This is a genomic window from Pseudomonas sp. E141 (assembly GCF_052659885.1).
Genome location: NZ_CP084024.1, coordinates 5,296,730 through 5,315,002, shown reverse-complemented (window position 1 = coordinate 5,315,002; position 18,273 = coordinate 5,296,730). Strand labels below are relative to the sequence as shown.

Below are 18,273 nucleotides of genomic sequence, written 5' to 3'. Positions count from 1 at the left end.
CCTACTGCTTTTCAGAATCACGGTCTAGAGTGAGATCACAGTATTTGTCCGCCTTGCTACGGCAAGACGGACGTGACGCCCGATAAGAGAAGCAGCATGGAATGCGTGCAACCACCGCTTGGCGAAGACAGTTCCGTCCTTTTGATAGTTGATGATTACCCTGAAAACCTGCTCAGCATGCGAGCGTTGTTGCAGCGTCAGGACTGGAAGGTGATGACCGCGTCCTCGGGTGTCGAAGCCCTTAACCTTCTACTCGAACATGACATCGACCTGGTCCTGCTGGATGTGCAGATGCCCGACATGGACGGTTTTGAAGTAGCGCGTCTGATGCGCGGCAGCCAGCGGACACGGCTGACCCCGATCATTTTCCTGACCGCCAACGAGCAATCCCAGGATGCGGTGATCAAGGGCTACGCCAGCGGCGCCGTGGATTACCTGTTCAAACCATTCGATCCGCAGATTCTCAAGCCCAAGGTTCATGCCCTGCTCGAACACCAGCGCAATCGCCGGGCCTTGCAGCGCCTGAGCCAGGATCTGGAAGCAGCCAGGGCTTTCAACGCCTCGGTGCTGGATAACGCTGCTGAAGGCATCCTCGTGGTGGATGAAAGCGGGTGTATTCGCTTCGCCAATCCGTCTACCTGCCGCCTGCTTAATGCCACCGCCGAGCAGTTGCAGGGAATGCCGCTCCTGGATTTCCTGCAAAAACCCCACATCCCCGAGTGGGACGGCTCCGATATCCATGTCGCCTACTGCCGGGGGCAGACCTGGCGTCTGCACGATGCGGTCTTGCGCACCGCGCCCGGCCAGCAGGTGTCGGTGGCCTTGTCTTGTGCGCCCCTGCCTGCGGAGCAGAAGGCCATGGTGGTAACGCTTCAGGACATGTCGGTGGTGCGTCACTTGCACCAGCAACTCGAATACCAGGCCGTCACTGACCCGCTGACCGGTCTGCTCAACCGCAGGGGGTTTTATCAGACAGCCGAAAACCTGCTGATGCGCAGCGAGCGGCTGGAAAGCAACTGGGTGCTGCTGTACCTGGATCTTGATGGCTTCAAACGGGTCAATGACTCGTTGGGCCATGATGCCGGTGACCGCGTGTTGCGCTGGGTGTCGGAACAACTGAAGGCGTGCCTGCGCCCGTTCGACATTCTGGCGCGTCTGGGCGGCGATGAGTTCACCGCCCTGCTGGATCTGGAAGTGCCCGAGCAAGCGGCCAAGATTGCCGAGAAACTCATCGAACGGGTGTCTATCTGCCAACAGATCGAGGGCATGGACGTAGCGCTGGGGGCCAGCATCGGCATCGCGACGTACCCCGACTGCGGCGCCAATCTCGACGGTCTGCTGCGTGCATCCGACATCGCCATGTACGAGGCCAAGCGCGCTGGCCGTCAGCAATACCGTTTTTACGATCACGAAATGAACGGTCGAGCCCGTTCACGGTTGATGCTCGAAGAAAGTGTGCGCTCGGCCATCGAAAACCGCGATTTCAATATGGTCTACCAGCCCCAGGTGGCGGTTGGCGACGGGCGTATCCGTGGCTTCGAGGCGCTGTTGCGCTGGCAGCACCCCAGCGTCGGTGATGTGCCGCCGGGGTTGTTCCTGCCATTACTGGAAGAGGCCCGATTGATCAGTCGGCTGGGGAGCTGGATTTATCATCGCAGCGCCGCCCAGCGTAAAGTCTGGGAGCGCTTGTTCGCTGATGATCTGGTACTGGGGGTGAGTCTGAGCAGCACCCAGTTCGGTTTGCCCAACCTGGTGACCGAATTGCGCCAGGTCCTGGAGCGACATGCCCTCAAACCCCGGCAACTTGAGGTCGAGGTGACTGAAGATGCACTGATGCGCAACCCCGACGAAACCCATAAACAACTGCGGTTGCTGCATAACCTCGGGGTGCGAGTGGCGTTGGATGATTTCGGTTCCGGGCCTTGCTCGCTGGCGCACCTGCGCGACCTGGAACTCGATACCCTCAAGCTTGATCGACACCTGATCGCCCGTCTGCCGGATTCGCCCCGGGATGCGGCACTGGCGGCGTCGGTCATCGATTTGTGCAAGCAATTGGGGTTGCGGGTGATCGCCGAGGGCGTAGAGACGCCTGAGCAATATAAGTGGCTCAAGGCCCACGGCTGCGAATATGTGCAGGGGTTCCTGGTAGCGCGGCCCTTGATGGCCGAAGACACGGATGCCTTTGCCCGGCCATTTGACTGGAGCGCGATGCAGGTCTGAATTCGCTACACTGGCGGCTTTTGTGACTGTGTTGCCGCCGATGATCGCGCTCAAATACCTCCAGGCTTACCCCGCCGCCCTGCAAGCCCAAGTGCAGCAACTGATTGCCCAGGATCGGCTGGGCGACTACTTGCAGCAGCGCTACCCCGACCGGCATTCGGTCCAGAGCGACAAGGCCCTGTACGGTTATGCGCTGGATCTCAAGCAACAATACCTGCGTAACGCGCCCGCTATCGACAAGGTGCTGTTCGACAATCGCCTGGACCTGACTCACCGCGCCCTGGGCTTGCACACTGCCATTTCACGGGTGCAGGGCGGCAAGCTCAAGGCCAAGAAAGAAATTCGTATCGCTTCGCTGTTCAAGGACGCGGCACCTGAGTTTTTGAAAATGATCGTGGTGCACGAACTGGCCCACTTCAAGGAGTCGGACCACAACAAAGCGTTCTACCAACTCTGCGAGCACATGCTGCCGGGGTATCACCAGTTGGAATTCGACTTGCGGGTGTACCTGACCTGGCGCGATCTGCAACCCCCCAAGGAATGACCGAATGGACGTCAGCAAGACCAAAAGCAGCTTCTATCGTCGTTTGTATGTGGCGTACCTGATTGATAGCGGCGTGGCCAGCAACATTCCCGCGCTCACCGAAGTCACCGGCATGCCGCGACGCACCGCCCAGGACACCGTGGCAGCGCTGGCGGACCTGGATATCGTGTGTGAATTCGAGCAGCTAGAGGGTGCCCGTAACCATGCCGGGCATTATCGGATCCGTGATTGGGGGGCGATTGATCGGCGCTGGATCGAGGGGAATTTGCAGCGCATTAAAGCGGTGTTGGAGTATCCCTGAACATTGGCGGCGTCTGGGTCGGCGTTATCGCGAGCAGGCTCGCTCCCACATTGATCTGCAGTGGACATATGATTTATGTACCACGCAGATCCACTGTGGGAGCGAGCCTGCTCGCGAAGAGGGCATCAAGGCCGATGCATGCCAATGTGTGGAATCCCGTCTTCCATGTACTCGATACCCACCACTCCAAACCCATACCGTGAGTAATACCCCTGCAGATGCGCCTGTGCCGACAGTGAGATCGATGTACCGGGCCAGTGCTTCTCGGCCTGCTTGAGACCCTGTTCCATCAGTTTGTGGCCCAGCCCCTGTCCCCGTGCTTGGGGGGAGATGACCACGCGCCCGATGACCACGTCACTGTTTTGCGAGTGCGGATCGAGCAAGCGAAGGTAAGCCACCAGACGATTGTCCTGCCAGGCCATCAGGTGGCAGGTGTCGCCCTCCAGGTCCAGGCCGTCGACGTCCAGGTAGGGGCAATTCTGCTCCACGACGAATACTTCGGCGCGCAATTTGAGGATGGCGTACAGCTGTTCCTTGCTCAGGTCACTGTGATGTTTGCAGACCCAGTCGATATCCATTTTTTGAATTTCCTGAAGAACCTGATGCCGATATTAAGCGGGCTGGCTGCGGAAGTCTCTTTCTTGGACAACTGTAAAAATCTGTGACAAAGGCCAAAATGCCATCATCGAATTGTCGCGGCGTGGCCTTCTTTGTGTAATCTTCGATTCAACGCTGCGCAGCGGTTCCACTGAGCTAATGTTAGGACCGGATGTCTGACGACATCTCTTGAGATTCGGCTAAAAACAAACCGGGCTTTGAACCCGTCAAGGATGTTTGGCATGCCGCGATTGCATCGAGCTCTTGCTTTGGTCGGGTTGCTGTTGCTGAGCCACAACGCTTGCGCGCAAAAGTTGCGTCTGGTGGCAGATGGCTGGCCACCCTTTACCGACACCACGCTGGTCAATGGTGGCCTGGCGACCGATATCGTCAGTACCGCTCTGGCGCGAGCCGGTTATGCCAGTGACTTTGAGCAGGTGCCTTGGGCCCGGGCGATGCTGGGCATCGGCGAGGGGCGCTATGACGTGCTGATCAATGCCTGGTACAGCGAAGAACGTACCCATGTGGGCCGTTTCTCGGCTGAATACCTGCTCAATCGCGTGCGCTTCATCAAGCGTAAGGACGCACCCATCCAGTACGAGAACCTGCAGCAGCTGCATGCCTATCCCATCGCCGTGGTCCGCGGATACGCCTACTCCAAGGCGTTCGATGAGGATCAGCAATTGCAGAAAATCCCTGTGCATAACTTTGCAATGGCCGTGCGCATGCTCGCTGCCGGTCGGGTGAAGCTGACCCTGGAAGATGAGTTCGTCGCCCGTTATTACTTGGCTCGTGAGTCGGCCAAGGTGCGCAACGCCGTGGAGTTCATGCCCAAGCCACTGAGTGAAAACAGCCTGCACATTCTGGTCAGCCTGAAGAACCCGCAGCACGAGCAGATTGTCGCGGGATTCGATCGGGAGATTGCGGCGATGAAGGCCGATGGTAGTTATGCGCGGTTATTGAAGGCGCACGGGATGTGATCTTGCGGTGCCTGGACTGGCGCTATCGCGAGCAGGCTCGCTCCCACAGTTGATCTAGAGCGGACACTTAAATTTTGTACGGCTGAGGTCCACTGTGGGAGCGAGCCCGCTCGCGATGGCGGTGGTGCGAGCACCACACTCCTCAAGCCTCGCTAGTATCCTTGACCAGATGCGCCGCCAACGTGCGCAGCGGCCCCAACTGACGGCAGATCAACCCCAGTTGCGTCTGCACCAGCCGCTGACCCTCGTCGATATCATCGGGCATCTGCTCAAGCTCACTGGCCAAGGCTTCTTCCTCGTCGCTTTGGACCGCTATCGGTTGTTTGCTCGCCAGGCCCTGGGCAATTTCGTCGATGCTCGCGGCCAGTTTCACCCCTGCGCCGTCGATCAGGTGTTCGCGCACGTCTGCAGGCAATGCGGTGTCCCGATGGGCGCCCAGACCTGACAAGTAGCTGAGCAGGGTGTGGGACAGCACCAGGAAGCGGAACCCGACATCGGCTTCCTTACGGAAATGCCCCGGCTCCATCAGCATGTTTGCCAAGGTGGTGGACAATGCGGCGTCGGCGTTGTGGGCGTTGCGTCGGGCCAGGCGATAGGCCAGGTCATCGCTTTTGCCGGCGGCGTATTGCTGCATGATCTGGCGCAGGTAAATGCTGTTGCAGGTCAGCGTGTTGGCCAGCACCTTGTTCAACCGGCGGCCTTGCCAGTCCGGCAGGAACAGGAATACCGCAAGGCCGGCGATCAGGCTGCCCAGCAGCGTATCGAACAGGCGTGGCAGCAGCAGTCCATAGCCGTCGCCCACCTGGTTGAAGCAGAACAGCACCATGATCGTGATCGCGGCGGTCGCCAGGGTGTAGCGGGTCGTGCGGTTGGTAAAGAACACCACCCCGGCGGCGATGGCGAAAGACGATTGCACCAGCGGGTTGGGAAACAGATCGAACAGCGCCCAGGCCACCGTCAGGCCGATGGCGGTGCCGATGATCCGTTGGCCGAGCTTGCGCCGGGTGGCGCCGTAGTTGGGTTGGCACACGAACAGCGTGGTGAGAATGATCCAGTAGCCTTGGGACGGGTGGATCAGATGCACCATGGCATAACCCACACTCAGCGCCAGGGGCAGGCGCAGGGCATGCCGGAACAGCAGCGAGGTGGGCGTGAGCTGTGTGCGCAAGCGGACCCAGACGTCCTTCAGGTTGCGCGGCGAGCGATCCAGCAGGCTGCTATCGGTGGCGTCGGCCAGGGCGTCGGGGTTGCTCGCGTCGCTGAGCAGGCGGTCCATGGTGCCAAGGTTCGCCGACAAGGCCCGTAGCGAACGCAGCAATCCGCGCCAGGCTGGGTTGCTCTGAATCCGCAGGTGTTCGAGGGAGGCATGCAGGTCATTCAGCGCCTCGGCGAAGCTGGCGTCATAGACGAATGGCTGGCGCAGTTGGATCGACTCGGCCAACGCTTGGCAGGCTTTACCTTGCTGGCGCAGCAGGCGTTGGCAGCGGAACAGCACGTCGCTGTGAAAGAACGCCTCGGCCAGCGCGTTGTAGGGGTAGTGGGAAGAGCTGGCGCGCTCGTGGATATCCTGGGCGAGGAAGTACAGCTTCAGGTAGCGGCTGACCTTCGAGCCTGGTCGCCCATTGCCTACGCGGTGCAGGATGATTTCCTTCGCCGCGTTAAGCGCGGCGACGACCCGGCCGTTCTGCTGGGCCAGTTCCAGGCGCCGGGCTTCGACGTCCAGTTGGCGGATCGGCTCGAAGAGCGATGATTTGAGCTTCAGGTAGCGTCCCAGCTCGCGGAACAGCCGCGCCAGGCTTTGCTGCACCGGCTGGTTGGAAAACAGCGCCTGCCACAGTACCGAGAGCAGGCCGTACCAAGCCGCACCGGCCACCAGCAGCAAAGGTTCGTGCCAGAAATCGGTGACCGCGCCACCGCGCTGGTCTACGCCGATCATGGTGTAGACCGAGAGAATCAACGTGGCCGAGGCAATCGCGCCATAGCGTTCGCCCAGCGCACCGAGCATAGTCAGGGCGAAGCTCGCCAGCGCCAGGGCAACGATGAACAGAACCGGATAAGGGAACAGCAATTCCACCGACAGCGCTGCGATGGTGAAGCACACCAGCGTCACGGCCAGCGCGTTGAGGCGGCCCTGCCAGCTGTCATCGGTCTCGGCCAGGGCGCTGGCGATGATGCCCAGGAACAGCGGGATCAACAGCGCCATCTCATCCAGATACCAACACAGCGCCATGCTGCCGGTCAGGGCGATGAACACCCGCACGCTATAACTGAATTTATCCAACGCCCAAAGGCGACGCAGAGACTGACTAAACGAGGTCGATGACATGAAGTGCACGGGCCTGACGGGCAATGACGCTAAATTGAGGCAGTAATGACGCCGACGCAATGGCGGCGATCACATCCGGCAGCAAAAAGTGTTCCTTCGCGTGTGAATGCAATTTTAGAAAACACCATAGCCCCCCTGTGGGAGCGAGCTTGCTCGCGATGGCGTCAGGTCGGTCACATTAATATTGACTGAACCTCCGCTATCGCGAGCAAGCTCGCTCCCACAGGGTTGTTGTTCACATGTTGGATCAGACGTATTGCGCAGCCGCATACCCCGACGCCCAGGCCCATTGGAAGTTGAACCCGCCCAGGTGCCCGGTGACGTCCAGCACTTCGCCAATGAAATACAGGCCAGGGCTTTTCAGTGATTCCATGGTCTTGGACGAGACTTCCCGCGTATCGACGCCGCCCAGGGTCACTTCGGCGGTGCGGTAGCCTTCGGTGCCGGCCGGGACGACATTCCAGCTCGACAGTTTCTCGGCAATGTCTGCCAGTTCGGCGTGGGTGTATTGCTTCATGGGTTTGGAGACGAACCAAGTATCGGCCAGCAGGGTGGCCATCTTCTTGGTGAACAATTCGCCCAGCAGGGTTTTCAGTTCGCTGTTGGGGCGTTCGGCCTGTTGCTGTTGCAGCCAGCTCGGCACGTCGTGGTCCGGCAGCAGGTTGATCTGCACCGTGTCACCCGGTTCCCAGAACGAGGAAATCTGCAGGATCGCCGGGCCGCTGAGGCCGCGGTGGGTGAACAGGATGTTCTCGCGAAAACTCTGCTCGTTGCAGCTCACCAGGCAATCCACTGAAGTGCCTGAAAGTTCGGTGCACAACGCCTTGAGCTGGTCAGTGATGGTGAACGGTACCAGCCCGGCGCGGGTGGGCAGCAGTTGGTGCCCGAACTGTTTGGCCACCTGGTAACCGAAACCGGTCGCGCCCAGCGTCGGGATCGACAGCCCGCCCGTGGCAATCACCAAGGATTGGCAGGTGATGGCCCCGAGGGTGGTTTGCAGCAGGTAGCCGCTCTCGGTTTTCTCGATGCGCTCGATCGAGGTGTCCAGGTGCAGGTTGACACCGGCCTGGTCGCATTCGTCCAGCAGCAGGCCGAGGATGTCGCTGGACTTGTTATCACAGAACAACTGGCCGAGTTTTTTCTCGTGATAGGGCACGCTGTGCTTGGCCACCAGGGCGATGAAATCCCACTGGGTGTAACGGGCCAGGGCCGACTTGCAGAAATGCGGGTTCTGCGAGAGGAAATTGCCCGGTTCGCTGTACATGTTGGTGAAATTGCAGCGCCCACCGCCGGACATGAGGATTTTCTTGCCGGCCTTGTTGGCGTGGTCCAGCAACATCACCTGCCGTCCGCGCCCTGCGGCGGTCAGCGCGCACATCAACCCCGCGGCGCCAGCGCCAATGATCACGACTTCGGTAGAGCGCAAAACGGTGTCCCTCTAAATGTCACCACAAAACCCATTGTGGGAGCGAGCCTGCTCGCGATGAGGCCGGTACATTCAACATTGATGTTGTCTGACAGTCCGTCATCGCGAGCAGGCTCGCTCCCACAGTTTGATCTCTGTTGGAGTTACAGGATCCGCACCCGCAACGAACGGCCCTTGATCTTGCCATCGTTCAGGCGTTGCAGCGCCTGTTTGGCGATTGCGCGCTCCACGGCGACATAGGCCTGGAAGTCGAAAATCGCGATCTTGCCGACCTGGGCGCCGGGGATGCCGGCCTCGCCGGTGAGGGCGCCGAGGATGTCGCCGGGGCGGACTTTGTCTTTGCGCCCGGCACCAATGCACAGGGTGCTCATGGCCGGCAGCAGCGGGCCGCCGCCCTGGGGCTTGAGGTTGTCCAGTTGGTCCCAGCTCAGTGGCGACTTCTGCAACTGCTCGATCGCTTGGGCGCGGTGGGCTTCGGACGGCGCCACCAGGCTGATGGCGATGCCTTTTTCACCCGCACGCCCGGTGCGGCCGACGCGGTGAATGTGAATTTCCGAATCGCGGGCCAGTTCGACGTTGATCACCATGTCCAGTGCGTCGATGTCCAGGCCACGGGCCGCCACATCGGTGGCGACCAGCACCGAGGTGCTGCGGTTGGCGAACATCGCCAGCACCTGATCGCGGTCGCGCTGTTCCAGATCGCCATGCAGGCCGACCGCCGAGATACCTTTGGATGTCAGATGGTCGACGGTTTCCTGAACCTGCTGCTTGGTGAAGCAGAACGCCACGCAGGAGGCCGGACGGAAATGCGCCAGCACCTTGACCACGGCGTCCATGCGCTCCTCGGGGGAGATTTCATAGAAACGCTGCTCGATCTGCGCGTCGGAGTGAAAGGCTTCGGCCTTGACCTGCTGCGGGTTGCGCATGAACTTGGACGACAGTTGCTTGATGCCCACCGGGTAGGTGGCTGAGAACAGCAAGGTCTGACGGCGTTCCGGGGTCTGCTGGATGATGTCTTCGATGGCGTCGTAGAAGCCCATGTCGAGCATGCGGTCGGCTTCATCGAGGATCAGCGTGTTGAGGCCGTCCAGCACCAGCGAGCCCTTGCGCAGGTGCTGCTGGATGCGCCCTGGCGTGCCGACGATGATGTGGGCGCCGTGCTCCAGGGAAGCGATCTGCGGGCCAAACGACACGCCGCCACACAGGGTCAGGACCTTGATGTTGTCTTCGGCGCGGGCCAGGCGCCTGATTTCCTTGGCAACCTGATCGGCCAGCTCACGAGTCGGGCAGATCACCAGTGCCTGGCAGCCGAAGAAGCGCGGGTTGATCGGGTTCAGCAGGCCGATGCCGAAGGCCGCGGTCTTGCCGCTGCCGGTCTTGGCCTGGGCGATCAGATCCATGCCCTTGAGGATCACCGGCAAGCTCTGCGCCTGGATCGGCGTCATCTGGGCATAACCGAGGGATTCGAGGTTAGCCAGCATGGCGGCGGACAGCGGCAGAGTATTAAAAGCGGTGGCAATGGTGGTCACGGGACTGGCCTGCAAAACAAAATGTCGCGCAGTGTAGCAGCCTCGTGCCACTTTTCTCGAAAGTTCTGGACGAGCTGTGGCGCAGTTCTGAAGCGGACGAATTCCCTGTGGCGAGGGAGCTTGCTCCCGCTGGGGCGCGAAGCGCCCCCAAACCGGCCAACACGGTGTACCTGAAAGTTCGTGTCGCCTGGATTGCGACTGCTGCGCAGCCGAGCGGGAGCAAGCTCCCTCGCCACGAAAGCTCACCGATCCTGGTCAGTGCTCGATATGCTCATCCGGCCGCTTGGCCCGCCGCCCATCCTCTTTCGACAGCTGCGAAAAAATCGTCGCCGCCAGCATCGCCATGATGCCCACCGTCAGGAACGTCAACTGGAACGCGCCAAGCACGGTGTCCACCCCGTCGTTGCCGACCTGGGCGGTAAAGCCGCCGAGCAGCGCACCAGCACAGGCCACGCCCAGGCTCAGGGACAGTTGCGCCACCACCGACAGCAGGCTGTTGCCGCTGCTGGCGCTGGCGTCGTCCAGGTCAATCAGGGTCACGGTGTTCATCGCGGTGAACTGCAACGAGTTGATTGCTCCCAGCACCGCCAGTTGCGCCAGCAGCAGCCAGTACGGCGTCTGTTCGCTGACCAGGCCCATGCTCGCCAGCATCAGGCCCAGGGCCAGGGTATTGGCGGTCAATACGCTGCGGTAGCCGAAGCGCTCGATCAACGGCCGGGCCACGGACTTGGCGACCATCGCCGCCGCGGCCAGAGGTAACATGCTCATCCCGGCCTGGGACGGTGAATAGCCCAGGGCCACTTGCAGCAGCAACGGCACCAGGAACGGCAGGGCGCCGCTGCCCAGGCGCGCGAACAGATTGCCGAGAATCCCCACGGCGAAGGTCCGGGTCTTGAACAGCGACGGTGCGAACAGCGGGTTTTCGATGTGCCCGGCCCGTAGCCAATAAGCCGCCAGGCAGGCCATGCCGCCGAACAACAGCAACATCACGCGCAAGTGCGGCAGGTGCAGTTCACCGAGGCCTTCCATGGCGATGGTGATCAGCACCATGGCCGCGCCAAACAGCAGAAAACCCAGGCCATCGAACCGGGTACGCTCGCTGCCGCGCAGGTCCGGGATGAATTTCCACACTGCGTAGCAACCCAGCACGCCCACCGGCAGGTTGATGATGAAGATCCAGTGCCAGGTCAGGTACTCCACCATCCAGCCGCCCATGGTCGGGCCGATCAGTGGACCGAGCAGGCCGGGAATGGTGATGAAACCCATGATCCGCACCAGTTCCGAGCGTGGGTAGGCCCGCAACACGACCAACCTGCCCACCGGCAGCATCAGCGCGCCGCCCAGGCCCTGGATCACCCGGGCGCCGATCAGCATGGACAACGAATTGGACAAGGCGCAGAGCAACGAGCCGAAGCTGAACAACAGGATCGCGCCGAAGAAAATCTTCTTGGTCCCGAAGCGGTCGGCGATCCAGCCAGAGGCCGGGATCAGCAGCGCCACGGTGAGCATGTAGGCAATGATCACGCCCTGCATGCGCAGCGGGTTTTCCGCCAGGTCGCTGGCCATGGCGGGCAGGGCGGTGTTGAGGATGGTCCCGTCCAGGGACTGCATGAAAAAGGCAATCGCCACGACCCAAGGAAGCCAGCGGGCGGTGACAGCGTCGAGCGGTGCGCGGTTGGGCATGGGACCTCTTGTACGGAGTGTTGATCAGGAACAGATGCCGCTGTTGTGGCGAGGGGATTTATCCCCGCTGGGCTGCGAAGCAGCCCCAGAACTGTCGCCTCGGTGAGTCAGGCAGAACGCATTTACCCTTTGGGGGTCGCTTCGCAACCCCGCGGGGATAAATCCCCTCGCCACAGGTCCTGTGTTTGGTTGGCTACAACGTCAAGGTCAAGCGCTTGACTAATGCCCCCGGCAACAGCATCGAAGCCGTGGCCCGCTGGCTGTAGGTGCTGGCCGAGAGCAGCAGTTCCCGCTCCCGGCTCAGGCCTTCGAGTTGCGAGCCGAGCAGGCTGTAGACGCTGTCGTCGAAACGCATGGTGCTGACCGGCGCGACGATCTGGCCGTTCTCGACCCAGAACGTGGCGAAGCGGGTCATGCCGGTCATGCGCGCGGCCGGTTGGTCCGAGTAGTTCAGGTACCAGAGGTTGCTGATGTACAGCCCGGTGCCAAGGTGTTCGAGGATATCTTGCTGCTCGAGCTGGCCTTCGTTCATCACCAGCGCCGTGGGGTATTCGTAGCTGCTGGCGCCGTTGGCGTTCAGGCCGTGCTCGGCGGCGCTGCGGGAGTTGATCAACTGTGCACCGGCCATGCCTTTGACGATCAGGCCCAAGTCATCGCGCGGATAACCTTCGTCGGAAAACGCCGGGCTCAAAGAGCCGCTGACCTGCTCACTGAGCCATACGTCGGGGCTCAAGCTTGCTTCGTTCGCGTAGAACTTCTGCAATGGACTTTGCTTGCTGGCAATCGCCCGGGCCGAAAACCCGCCCCAGCTGAGCATGCCCATGATTTCTTCCATCGCCGCTGGTGCCAGGTAGGCGCGGTATTCACCGGGCGGCAGGGTGCGCAAGGGGCGGCCCAAAAACGCCAATTGCTCGCGGGCCTGTTCAAAGCGCCTGGCAAAGCCTTCGCTGCTCCATTCGTGCCCGGCGTAGCTGGCTTTTACCGCCTGGCCGTTTTCATGGAACAGGCTGAAATCGAAGTTGAAGCTGTTGGCCTGATGCCAGCCGAACGCCCCCGAAGAACTGGCAAAGCCCCGGCTGATGGGGCCGGCGGCATAGAAACCGACCAAATCCAGACCGTCGGCGGCGCGGGTGATTTCGGCCACGGCCTGGTCAGTGTCCGGCAACGGATGGTCCTGCACGTTGTGGCTCTGCCAGTGGTTGTGGTTGAGCAGCAGGTACGGATCGGGCGGCAGCAGCGGCAGGGTTTCGCGCAACTGTTGCAGACCTTCGGCCAGGCGATGCAGGTCGGTTTCGACTTCACCGGACAAGGTGATCTGCAAGTCGGCGTGGCGCCCGTCGTTGATCAGTTTGAAGCTGACGCTGGCCTGCTGCACCTGCCCGGCCTGACGGACCTTGCCATGGTTGAAACGCACAAAAGCAGAGGATTCGGCGGCGTAGCCGAGGGTGAACTGCTCGGCTTCGCGCAGTGCATTGTGCAGCCAGTCCACCAGCGTCTTGAAGGCCTCGGCCTGATTGTTGCCGGTGCTTATATTGCCGGTGCTCATCAGGCATCTCCCCCAAACACTGCGACATTGCTGAATACGCACGCCGGCGAGGCATGGCCGACGCGAATGACCTGGTTCGGTTCGCCCTTGCCACAATTTGGCGTGCCCAGTACCTGGGCGGTACTGGCATCGCCCACCGCCCGCAGGCTTTTCCAGAATTGCGCGGAAATGCCTCGGTAGTTGGGGTTTTTCACCACGCCCTTGAGCTCGCCATTTTCGATCAATTGACCCCACTCGCAACCGAACTGGAATTTGTTGCGGGCATCGTCGATGGACCAGGAGCGGTTGGTGCGCATCAGCACGCCGTGTTCGATGCCCTGGATCAGTTGCTCCAACGATTGGTCGCCGGGCTCGATGTTCAGGTTCGCCATGCGGTCGATGGGCGGGCGATTCCAGCCACAGGCGCGGCTGTTGGCGACCCCGCTCAGGCCTGCGCGAAATTGCGACAGCGCACCACCCAGGGGGCGCAGCAACAGCCCTTCACGAATCAGAAATTCTTTGCTGGCGGCGGTGCCGTCGTCGTCATGGCTGTAGCTGGCCAGCTCTTCGGGAACGTTCGGGTCGAAGGTCACGTTCAATAGCTGGGAGCCGTATTGCAGATGCCCAAAGTCGCCGGTCGTGACGAAACTGGTGCCGGCGTAATTGCGCTCGTCTCCCAGGATGCGGTCCAGTTCCAGCGGGTGACCGATGGACTCATGGATCTGCAGCATCATCTGATCGGGCATCAACAGCAGGTCACGGGGGCCTTGCGGGGTGTTCGGCGCCAGGAGCAATTGCAGGGCCTGGTCGGCGATCTTTGGTGCGGCACCGATCAGGCCGCAGCGGCGGATGACATCGAAGCCGCCTTGCTGGCCGAAGTTCTCACGGCCCAGGGTGCGGGTCTGGCTGTCGTTGCCGTCGAAGGCGGTGACGTCCAGGGCCGGATAAACAAAGCGTTGGGCCTGGCGCAGTTCGGCGCCGACGCTGTTGAGGTAGATCTGCTCGACCTGGGTCAGGCCGATGCTGACCTGCCAGTTCACCAGGCGCTCATCCTTGGGCACCGCGGCGGATTCGTCACCCAGTAATTGATAGCAGTCGTTGAGGGACGGGAACGCCTGGTCGAAGTGAGGCGAGAAGTAATCGGCGCGGTCGCTGGAGACCGCCTGCTCGCGCAAGTCGAGCAGGGCGTGTGGCTTGAGTCGGCGGGCTTGTTGCTCGGCCCGCTCCAGCGCCGCTTGCAGGCCGGCCTGGGACAGGTCGTTGGTGGCCGCATAGGCCTCGACACCGTTGACCCGCACGGTCAGCATCGCCCCTTCGTCACGGCCCAGGCTGGGCGGTTCGGCAATGTTCTTGCGCACCGACAGATGCTGGCCGGACTCGCGCACGTAGCGCAGGGAAAAGAACTCAGCGCCCGTGCGCAAGGCAGCAAACCGCTGCTTGAGCTGGGGGTGGACATCGAACATGGAACCTCCTTGTCTGGAGTGGCGGTGCAGCGAGGTGCGGCGCATTGACGCGACGGCTCTAGATTAGGCCTGGGCGGGGGAGGGATCAAGGCAGATGGGAATATGGAGTGTCAGGCCGGACGCCATCGCGAGCAGGCTCGCTCCCACAGTGGAACTTGGGTGATCGCAAAATTTGCGTCCACCACCCATCCCCCTGTGGGAGCGAGCTTGCTCGCGATGGCGGTGCAGCGCCTTACTGGGCGGTTGGTCCCACTTCACGCAACGGCTTGCCGCGCACCGGCGCGTCGCCGGCCACGTAGTACGGCGCGGTGCTGCGTGGCAGTGGCTGGCGGCCACGGATCTTGTCGGCGATTTTCTCGGCGATCATGATCGTTGGCGCATTCAGGTTGCCGGTGGTGATGATCGGCATGATTGAGGCATCGACCACGCGCAGCCCTTGCATGCCATGGACGCGGCCTTCGCCGTCCACCACCGCCATGTCGTCGGTGCCCATCTTGCACGAGCAGGACGGATGGAAAGCGGTTTCGGCGTGCTCGCGGATGAACTGGTCCAACTGCTCGTCAGTCTGCACCTCGATGCCCGGACTGATTTCGCGACCGCGGAACGGGTCGAGCGCCGGCTGCTGCATGATCTCGCGGGTCAGGCGGATGCCGTCGCGAAACTCCTGCCAGTCCTGCTCGGTGGCCATGTAGTTGAACAGGATGCTCGGGTGCTGGCGCGGGTCCTTGGACTTGGCCTGGATCCGGCCACGGCTTGGCGAACGCATCGAGCCCATGTGTGCCTGGAAACCGTGTTCCTTCACGCCGTTGCTACCGTTGTAGTTAATTGCCACCGGCAGGAAGTGATACTGGATGTTCGGCCAATCGAAGTCCGGGCGGGTGCGGATGAAACCGCCAGCCTCGAATTGGTTGCTGGCGCCGATGCCGGTGCCGTTGAACAGCCATTCGGCACCGATGGCCGGCTGGTTGTACCAGAGCAGCGACGGGTACAGCGAAACCGGCTGGGTGCAGGCGTATTGCAGGTACAGCTCCAGGTGGTCCTGGAGGTTTTCACCGACGCCTGGCAGGTCATGGACCACCGGGATGTCGAGGCTTTCCAGCAGTTTGGCCGGGCCGACGCCGGAGCGTTGCAAAATCTGCGGCGAGGCGATGGCGCCGGAGCAGAGCAATACTTCCTTGCGGGCGCGGGCCTCGACGCGCTCTTCAGCAGCGCCCACCAGATAACGCACGCCGACCGCACGTTTGCCTTCGAACACGATCTTGTCGGTCAGGGCATGGGTGACGATGGTCAGTGTCGAGCGCTTCTTGGCCACGTCCAGGTAACCGCGCGCGGTGCTGGCGCGACGACCATTGGGCGTGACGGTACGGTCCATCGGGCCGAAACCTTCCTGCTGATAACCGTTGAGGTCTTCGGTGCGCGGGTAACCGGCCTGAACGCCGGCTTCGACCATGGCATGGAACAGCGGGTTGTTGCCGGCCTTGGGCGTGGTCACGCTGACCGGGCCGTCACCACCGTGGTAGTCGTTCGGGCCGATGTCGCGGGTTTCGGCTTTGCGAAAATACGGCAGGCAGTCCAGGTAGGCCCAGTCTTCCAGGCCCGGCAGCTTGGCCCAATTGTCGTAGTCCAGGGCGTTGCCGCGGATGTAGCACATACCGTTGATCAGCGAAGACCCACCCAGGCCCTTGCCGCGACCGCATTCCATGCGACGGCCGTTCATGTGCGGCTCCGGGTCGGTCTCGTAGGCCCAGTTGTAGCGACGACCCTGCAGCGGGAACGCCAGGGCGGCGGGCATTTGCGTGCGGAAATCCAGGCGATAGTCCGGCCCACCGGCTTCGAGCAGCAGGACGGTGACGCCTTCGTCTTCGGTCAGGCGGGTGGCCAGGGTGTTACCGGCCGAACCGGCACCGATGATGATGTAATCGAATTCTTGGGACATGAAATGCACCCTCTTTTTGAATTGGGTTCAGGTCGCGATTGCCTTGACGCCGCGCAACCTGTGGCGAGGGGATTTATCCCCGTTCGGCTGCGCAGCAGTCGTAAATCAGCGACTGGGTTTGTCTGAAGAATGGGGGGCCTTGGGGAGGGGGCTGCTACGCAGCCCCACGGGGATAAATCCCCTCGCCACAACGGCGTTCACTCAAGGCCTCATGTCAGATCAGAACACCGACGCGTAATCGCCCAGTTCGACCTGTACCGATTTGATACGGGTGAAGTTGTTCAGCGAACTGATGCCGTTCTCCCGGCCCACGCCCGATTGCTTGTAACCGCCGACCGGCATTTCGGCGGCCGATTCGCCCCAGGCGTTGATCCAGCAGATGCCGGCTTCGAGCTGATGAATCACCCGGTGCGCGCGGTTCAGGTCGCGGGTCACGACGCCGGCGGCCAGGCCGAAGTCGGTGTCGTTGGCGCGGCGGATCACTTCTTCTTCGGTTTCATAGGTGAGGATGCTCATCACCGGACCAAAGATTTCTTCACGCACGATGGTCATATCATCGGTGCAATCGGTGAACACGGTCGGGGCGACGAACGCGCCCTTGGCCAATTCGCCTTCAGTCAAACGACCGCCGCCGCACAGCAGGCGCGCGCCCTCGGCCTTGCCTTTCTCGATGTAGCCCAACACGCTTTCCATGTGGGCGAAGCTGACCAGCGGCCCGAAGTTGGTGTTTTCATCTTCTGGATTGCCGATGCGAATACGTGCCACGCGCTCGGCGATCTTGGCTTCGAAAGCTGCCTTGAGATGGCTCGGCACGAACACCCGGGTGCCGTTGGTGCAGACCTGGCCGGAGCTGTAGAAGTTGGCCATCATCGCGGTGTCGGCGGCGCGATCCAGATCGGCGTCGTCGAAGATGATCAGCGGTGACTTGCCGCCCAGTTCCATGGTTACGTCCTTGAGCGACGAGCTCGAGGCGCTGGCCATGACTTTCTTGCCGGTGTCGGTGCCGCCGGTGAACGAGATTTTCTCGATGCGCGGGTGCTCGGTCAGCCAGGTGCCGACTTCACGGCCGCTGCCCGTCAGCACGTTGAACACCCCCGCTGGTACGCCGGCTTCGGTGTAGATTTCGGCCAGTTTCAGGGTGGTCAGCGAGGTGACTTCGCTCGGCTTGAAGATCATCGCATTGCCAGCTGCCAGGGCCGGTGCCGATTTCCACAACGCGATCTGGATCGGGTAGTTCCACGCGCCGATGCCGGCCACCACGCCCAGGGGTTCGCGACGGGTGTAGACGAACGAAGTGGTGCGCAGCGGCACCTGCTCGCCTTCGATGGCGGGCACCAGGCCGGCGTAGTATTCCAGCACGTCGGCGCCGGTGACGATGTCGACGTAGCGGGTTTCGGAATAGGCTTTGCCAGTGTCGAGGGTTTCCAGGGCGGCCAACTCATCGTTGCGCTCGCGCAGGATCTCTACGGCGCGGCGCAGGATGCGTGAACGCTGCATGGCGGTCATGGCGGCCCAGACTTTCTGGCCTTTTTCGGCGCTGACCACGGCGCGCTCGACGTCTTCTTTGGTGGCCCGCTGCACCTGGGCGAGTACTTCACCGTTGGCCGGGTTGATGGCTTCGAAAGTGGCGTCGCCGCTGGCATCGCTGTACGCGCCATCGATGTAGAGTTTTTGCAGTTCGAAACGGGCCATAAAGTCCTCGCAAGTGCATGAGTGGTTGGCTGACCACCGGGGCGTGTCGTC

13 protein-coding genes are annotated in these 18,273 nt (G+C 61.7%); 4 read left to right on the top strand and 9 right to left on the bottom strand.

Translation table 11 applies throughout. The annotated features are described in order from the left end of the window. The first annotated feature begins 96 nt into the window (after positions 1–96). Genes GKKCFE_RS23775 through GKKCFE_RS23765 form a run of 3 tightly spaced genes read left to right on the top strand, consistent with a single transcriptional unit; the run spans position 97 to position 3,065 of the window. A complete protein-coding gene (locus GKKCFE_RS23775) occupies positions 97–2,220 on the top strand; it encodes an EAL domain-containing response regulator (RefSeq protein ID WP_445577171.1) in 2,124 nt (707 codons plus the stop codon). Between the two features lie 40 nt (positions 2,221–2,260). Continuing rightward, positions 2,261–2,764 (top strand): M48 metallopeptidase family protein, encoded by a 504-nt coding sequence (locus tag GKKCFE_RS23770; RefSeq protein WP_139049043.1) that lies wholly within the window; start codon positions 2,261–2,263, stop codon positions 2,762–2,764. Positions 2,765–2,768: 4 nt separating this feature from the next. Then, positions 2,769–3,065 carry a winged helix-turn-helix domain-containing protein gene (locus tag GKKCFE_RS23765; RefSeq protein WP_092401633.1) on the top strand — a complete coding sequence of 99 codons (297 nt, stop codon included), beginning with the start codon at positions 2,769–2,771 and terminating at the stop codon, positions 3,063–3,065. 125 nt (positions 3,066–3,190) lie between these two features. Here the strand turns inward: GKKCFE_RS23765 and GKKCFE_RS23760 are convergent, their stop codons facing one another. After that, complete coding sequence (locus GKKCFE_RS23760) at positions 3,191–3,643, bottom strand: GNAT family N-acetyltransferase (protein ID WP_139048972.1); 453 nt, start codon at positions 3,641–3,643, stop codon at positions 3,191–3,193. A gap of 261 nt (positions 3,644–3,904) precedes the next feature. Here GKKCFE_RS23760 and GKKCFE_RS23755 point away from each other — a divergent pair, with 261 nt between their 5' ends. Further along, positions 3,905–4,642 carry a substrate-binding periplasmic protein gene (locus GKKCFE_RS23755; RefSeq protein ID WP_139048973.1) on the top strand — a complete coding sequence of 246 codons (738 nt, stop codon included), beginning with the start codon at positions 3,905–3,907 and terminating at the stop codon, positions 4,640–4,642. Between the two features lie 142 nt (positions 4,643–4,784). Here the strand turns inward: GKKCFE_RS23755 and yccS are convergent, their stop codons facing one another. The 8 genes from yccS to betB all read right to left on the bottom strand — a co-directional run bounded on the left by yccS (position 4,785) and on the right by betB (position 18,222). Beyond that, positions 4,785–6,968: a YccS family putative transporter gene (yccS, locus tag GKKCFE_RS23750; RefSeq protein WP_445577170.1), complete on the bottom strand. Its 2,184-nt coding sequence runs from the start codon at positions 6,966–6,968 to the stop codon at positions 4,785–4,787. Positions 6,969–7,215: 247 nt separating this feature from the next. After that, positions 7,216–8,394, bottom strand: a complete 1,179-nt coding sequence (locus tag GKKCFE_RS23745) for an NAD(P)/FAD-dependent oxidoreductase (protein WP_445577169.1) — start codon at positions 8,392–8,394, stop codon at positions 7,216–7,218. Between the two features lie 143 nt (positions 8,395–8,537). Continuing rightward, positions 8,538–9,875 (bottom strand): ATP-dependent RNA helicase DbpA, encoded by a 1,338-nt coding sequence (gene dbpA / locus GKKCFE_RS23740; protein WP_230682660.1) that lies wholly within the window; start codon positions 9,873–9,875, stop codon positions 8,538–8,540. A gap of 303 nt (positions 9,876–10,178) precedes the next feature. Next, positions 10,179–11,606 carry a multidrug transporter subunit MdtD gene (mdtD, locus tag GKKCFE_RS23735; RefSeq protein ID WP_076383389.1) on the bottom strand — a complete coding sequence of 476 codons (1,428 nt, stop codon included), beginning with the start codon at positions 11,604–11,606 and terminating at the stop codon, positions 10,179–10,181. A 193-nt stretch (positions 11,607–11,799) separates the two neighbouring features. Then, the gene (locus GKKCFE_RS23730; RefSeq protein WP_445577168.1) at positions 11,800–13,152 is read right to left on the bottom strand and encodes a TldD/PmbA family protein; all 1,353 of its coding nucleotides are present in this window, start codon (positions 13,150–13,152) and stop codon (positions 11,800–11,802) included. After that, the gene (locus GKKCFE_RS23725) at positions 13,152–14,594 is read right to left on the bottom strand and encodes a TldD/PmbA family protein (RefSeq protein WP_445577167.1); all 1,443 of its coding nucleotides are present in this window, start codon (positions 14,592–14,594) and stop codon (positions 13,152–13,154) included. The genes GKKCFE_RS23730 and GKKCFE_RS23725 overlap by 1 nt, the downstream gene beginning before the upstream one ends. Before the next feature lie 232 nt (positions 14,595–14,826). Continuing rightward, entirely contained in the window at positions 14,827–16,530 is a 1,704-nt protein-coding gene (gene betA / locus GKKCFE_RS23720; protein WP_188251832.1) for a choline dehydrogenase, read from the bottom strand. 219 nt (positions 16,531–16,749) lie between these two features. Then, entirely contained in the window at positions 16,750–18,222 is a 1,473-nt protein-coding gene (gene betB, locus GKKCFE_RS23715) for a betaine-aldehyde dehydrogenase (RefSeq protein ID WP_445577166.1), read from the bottom strand. Positions 18,223–18,273 lie beyond the last annotated feature (51 nt).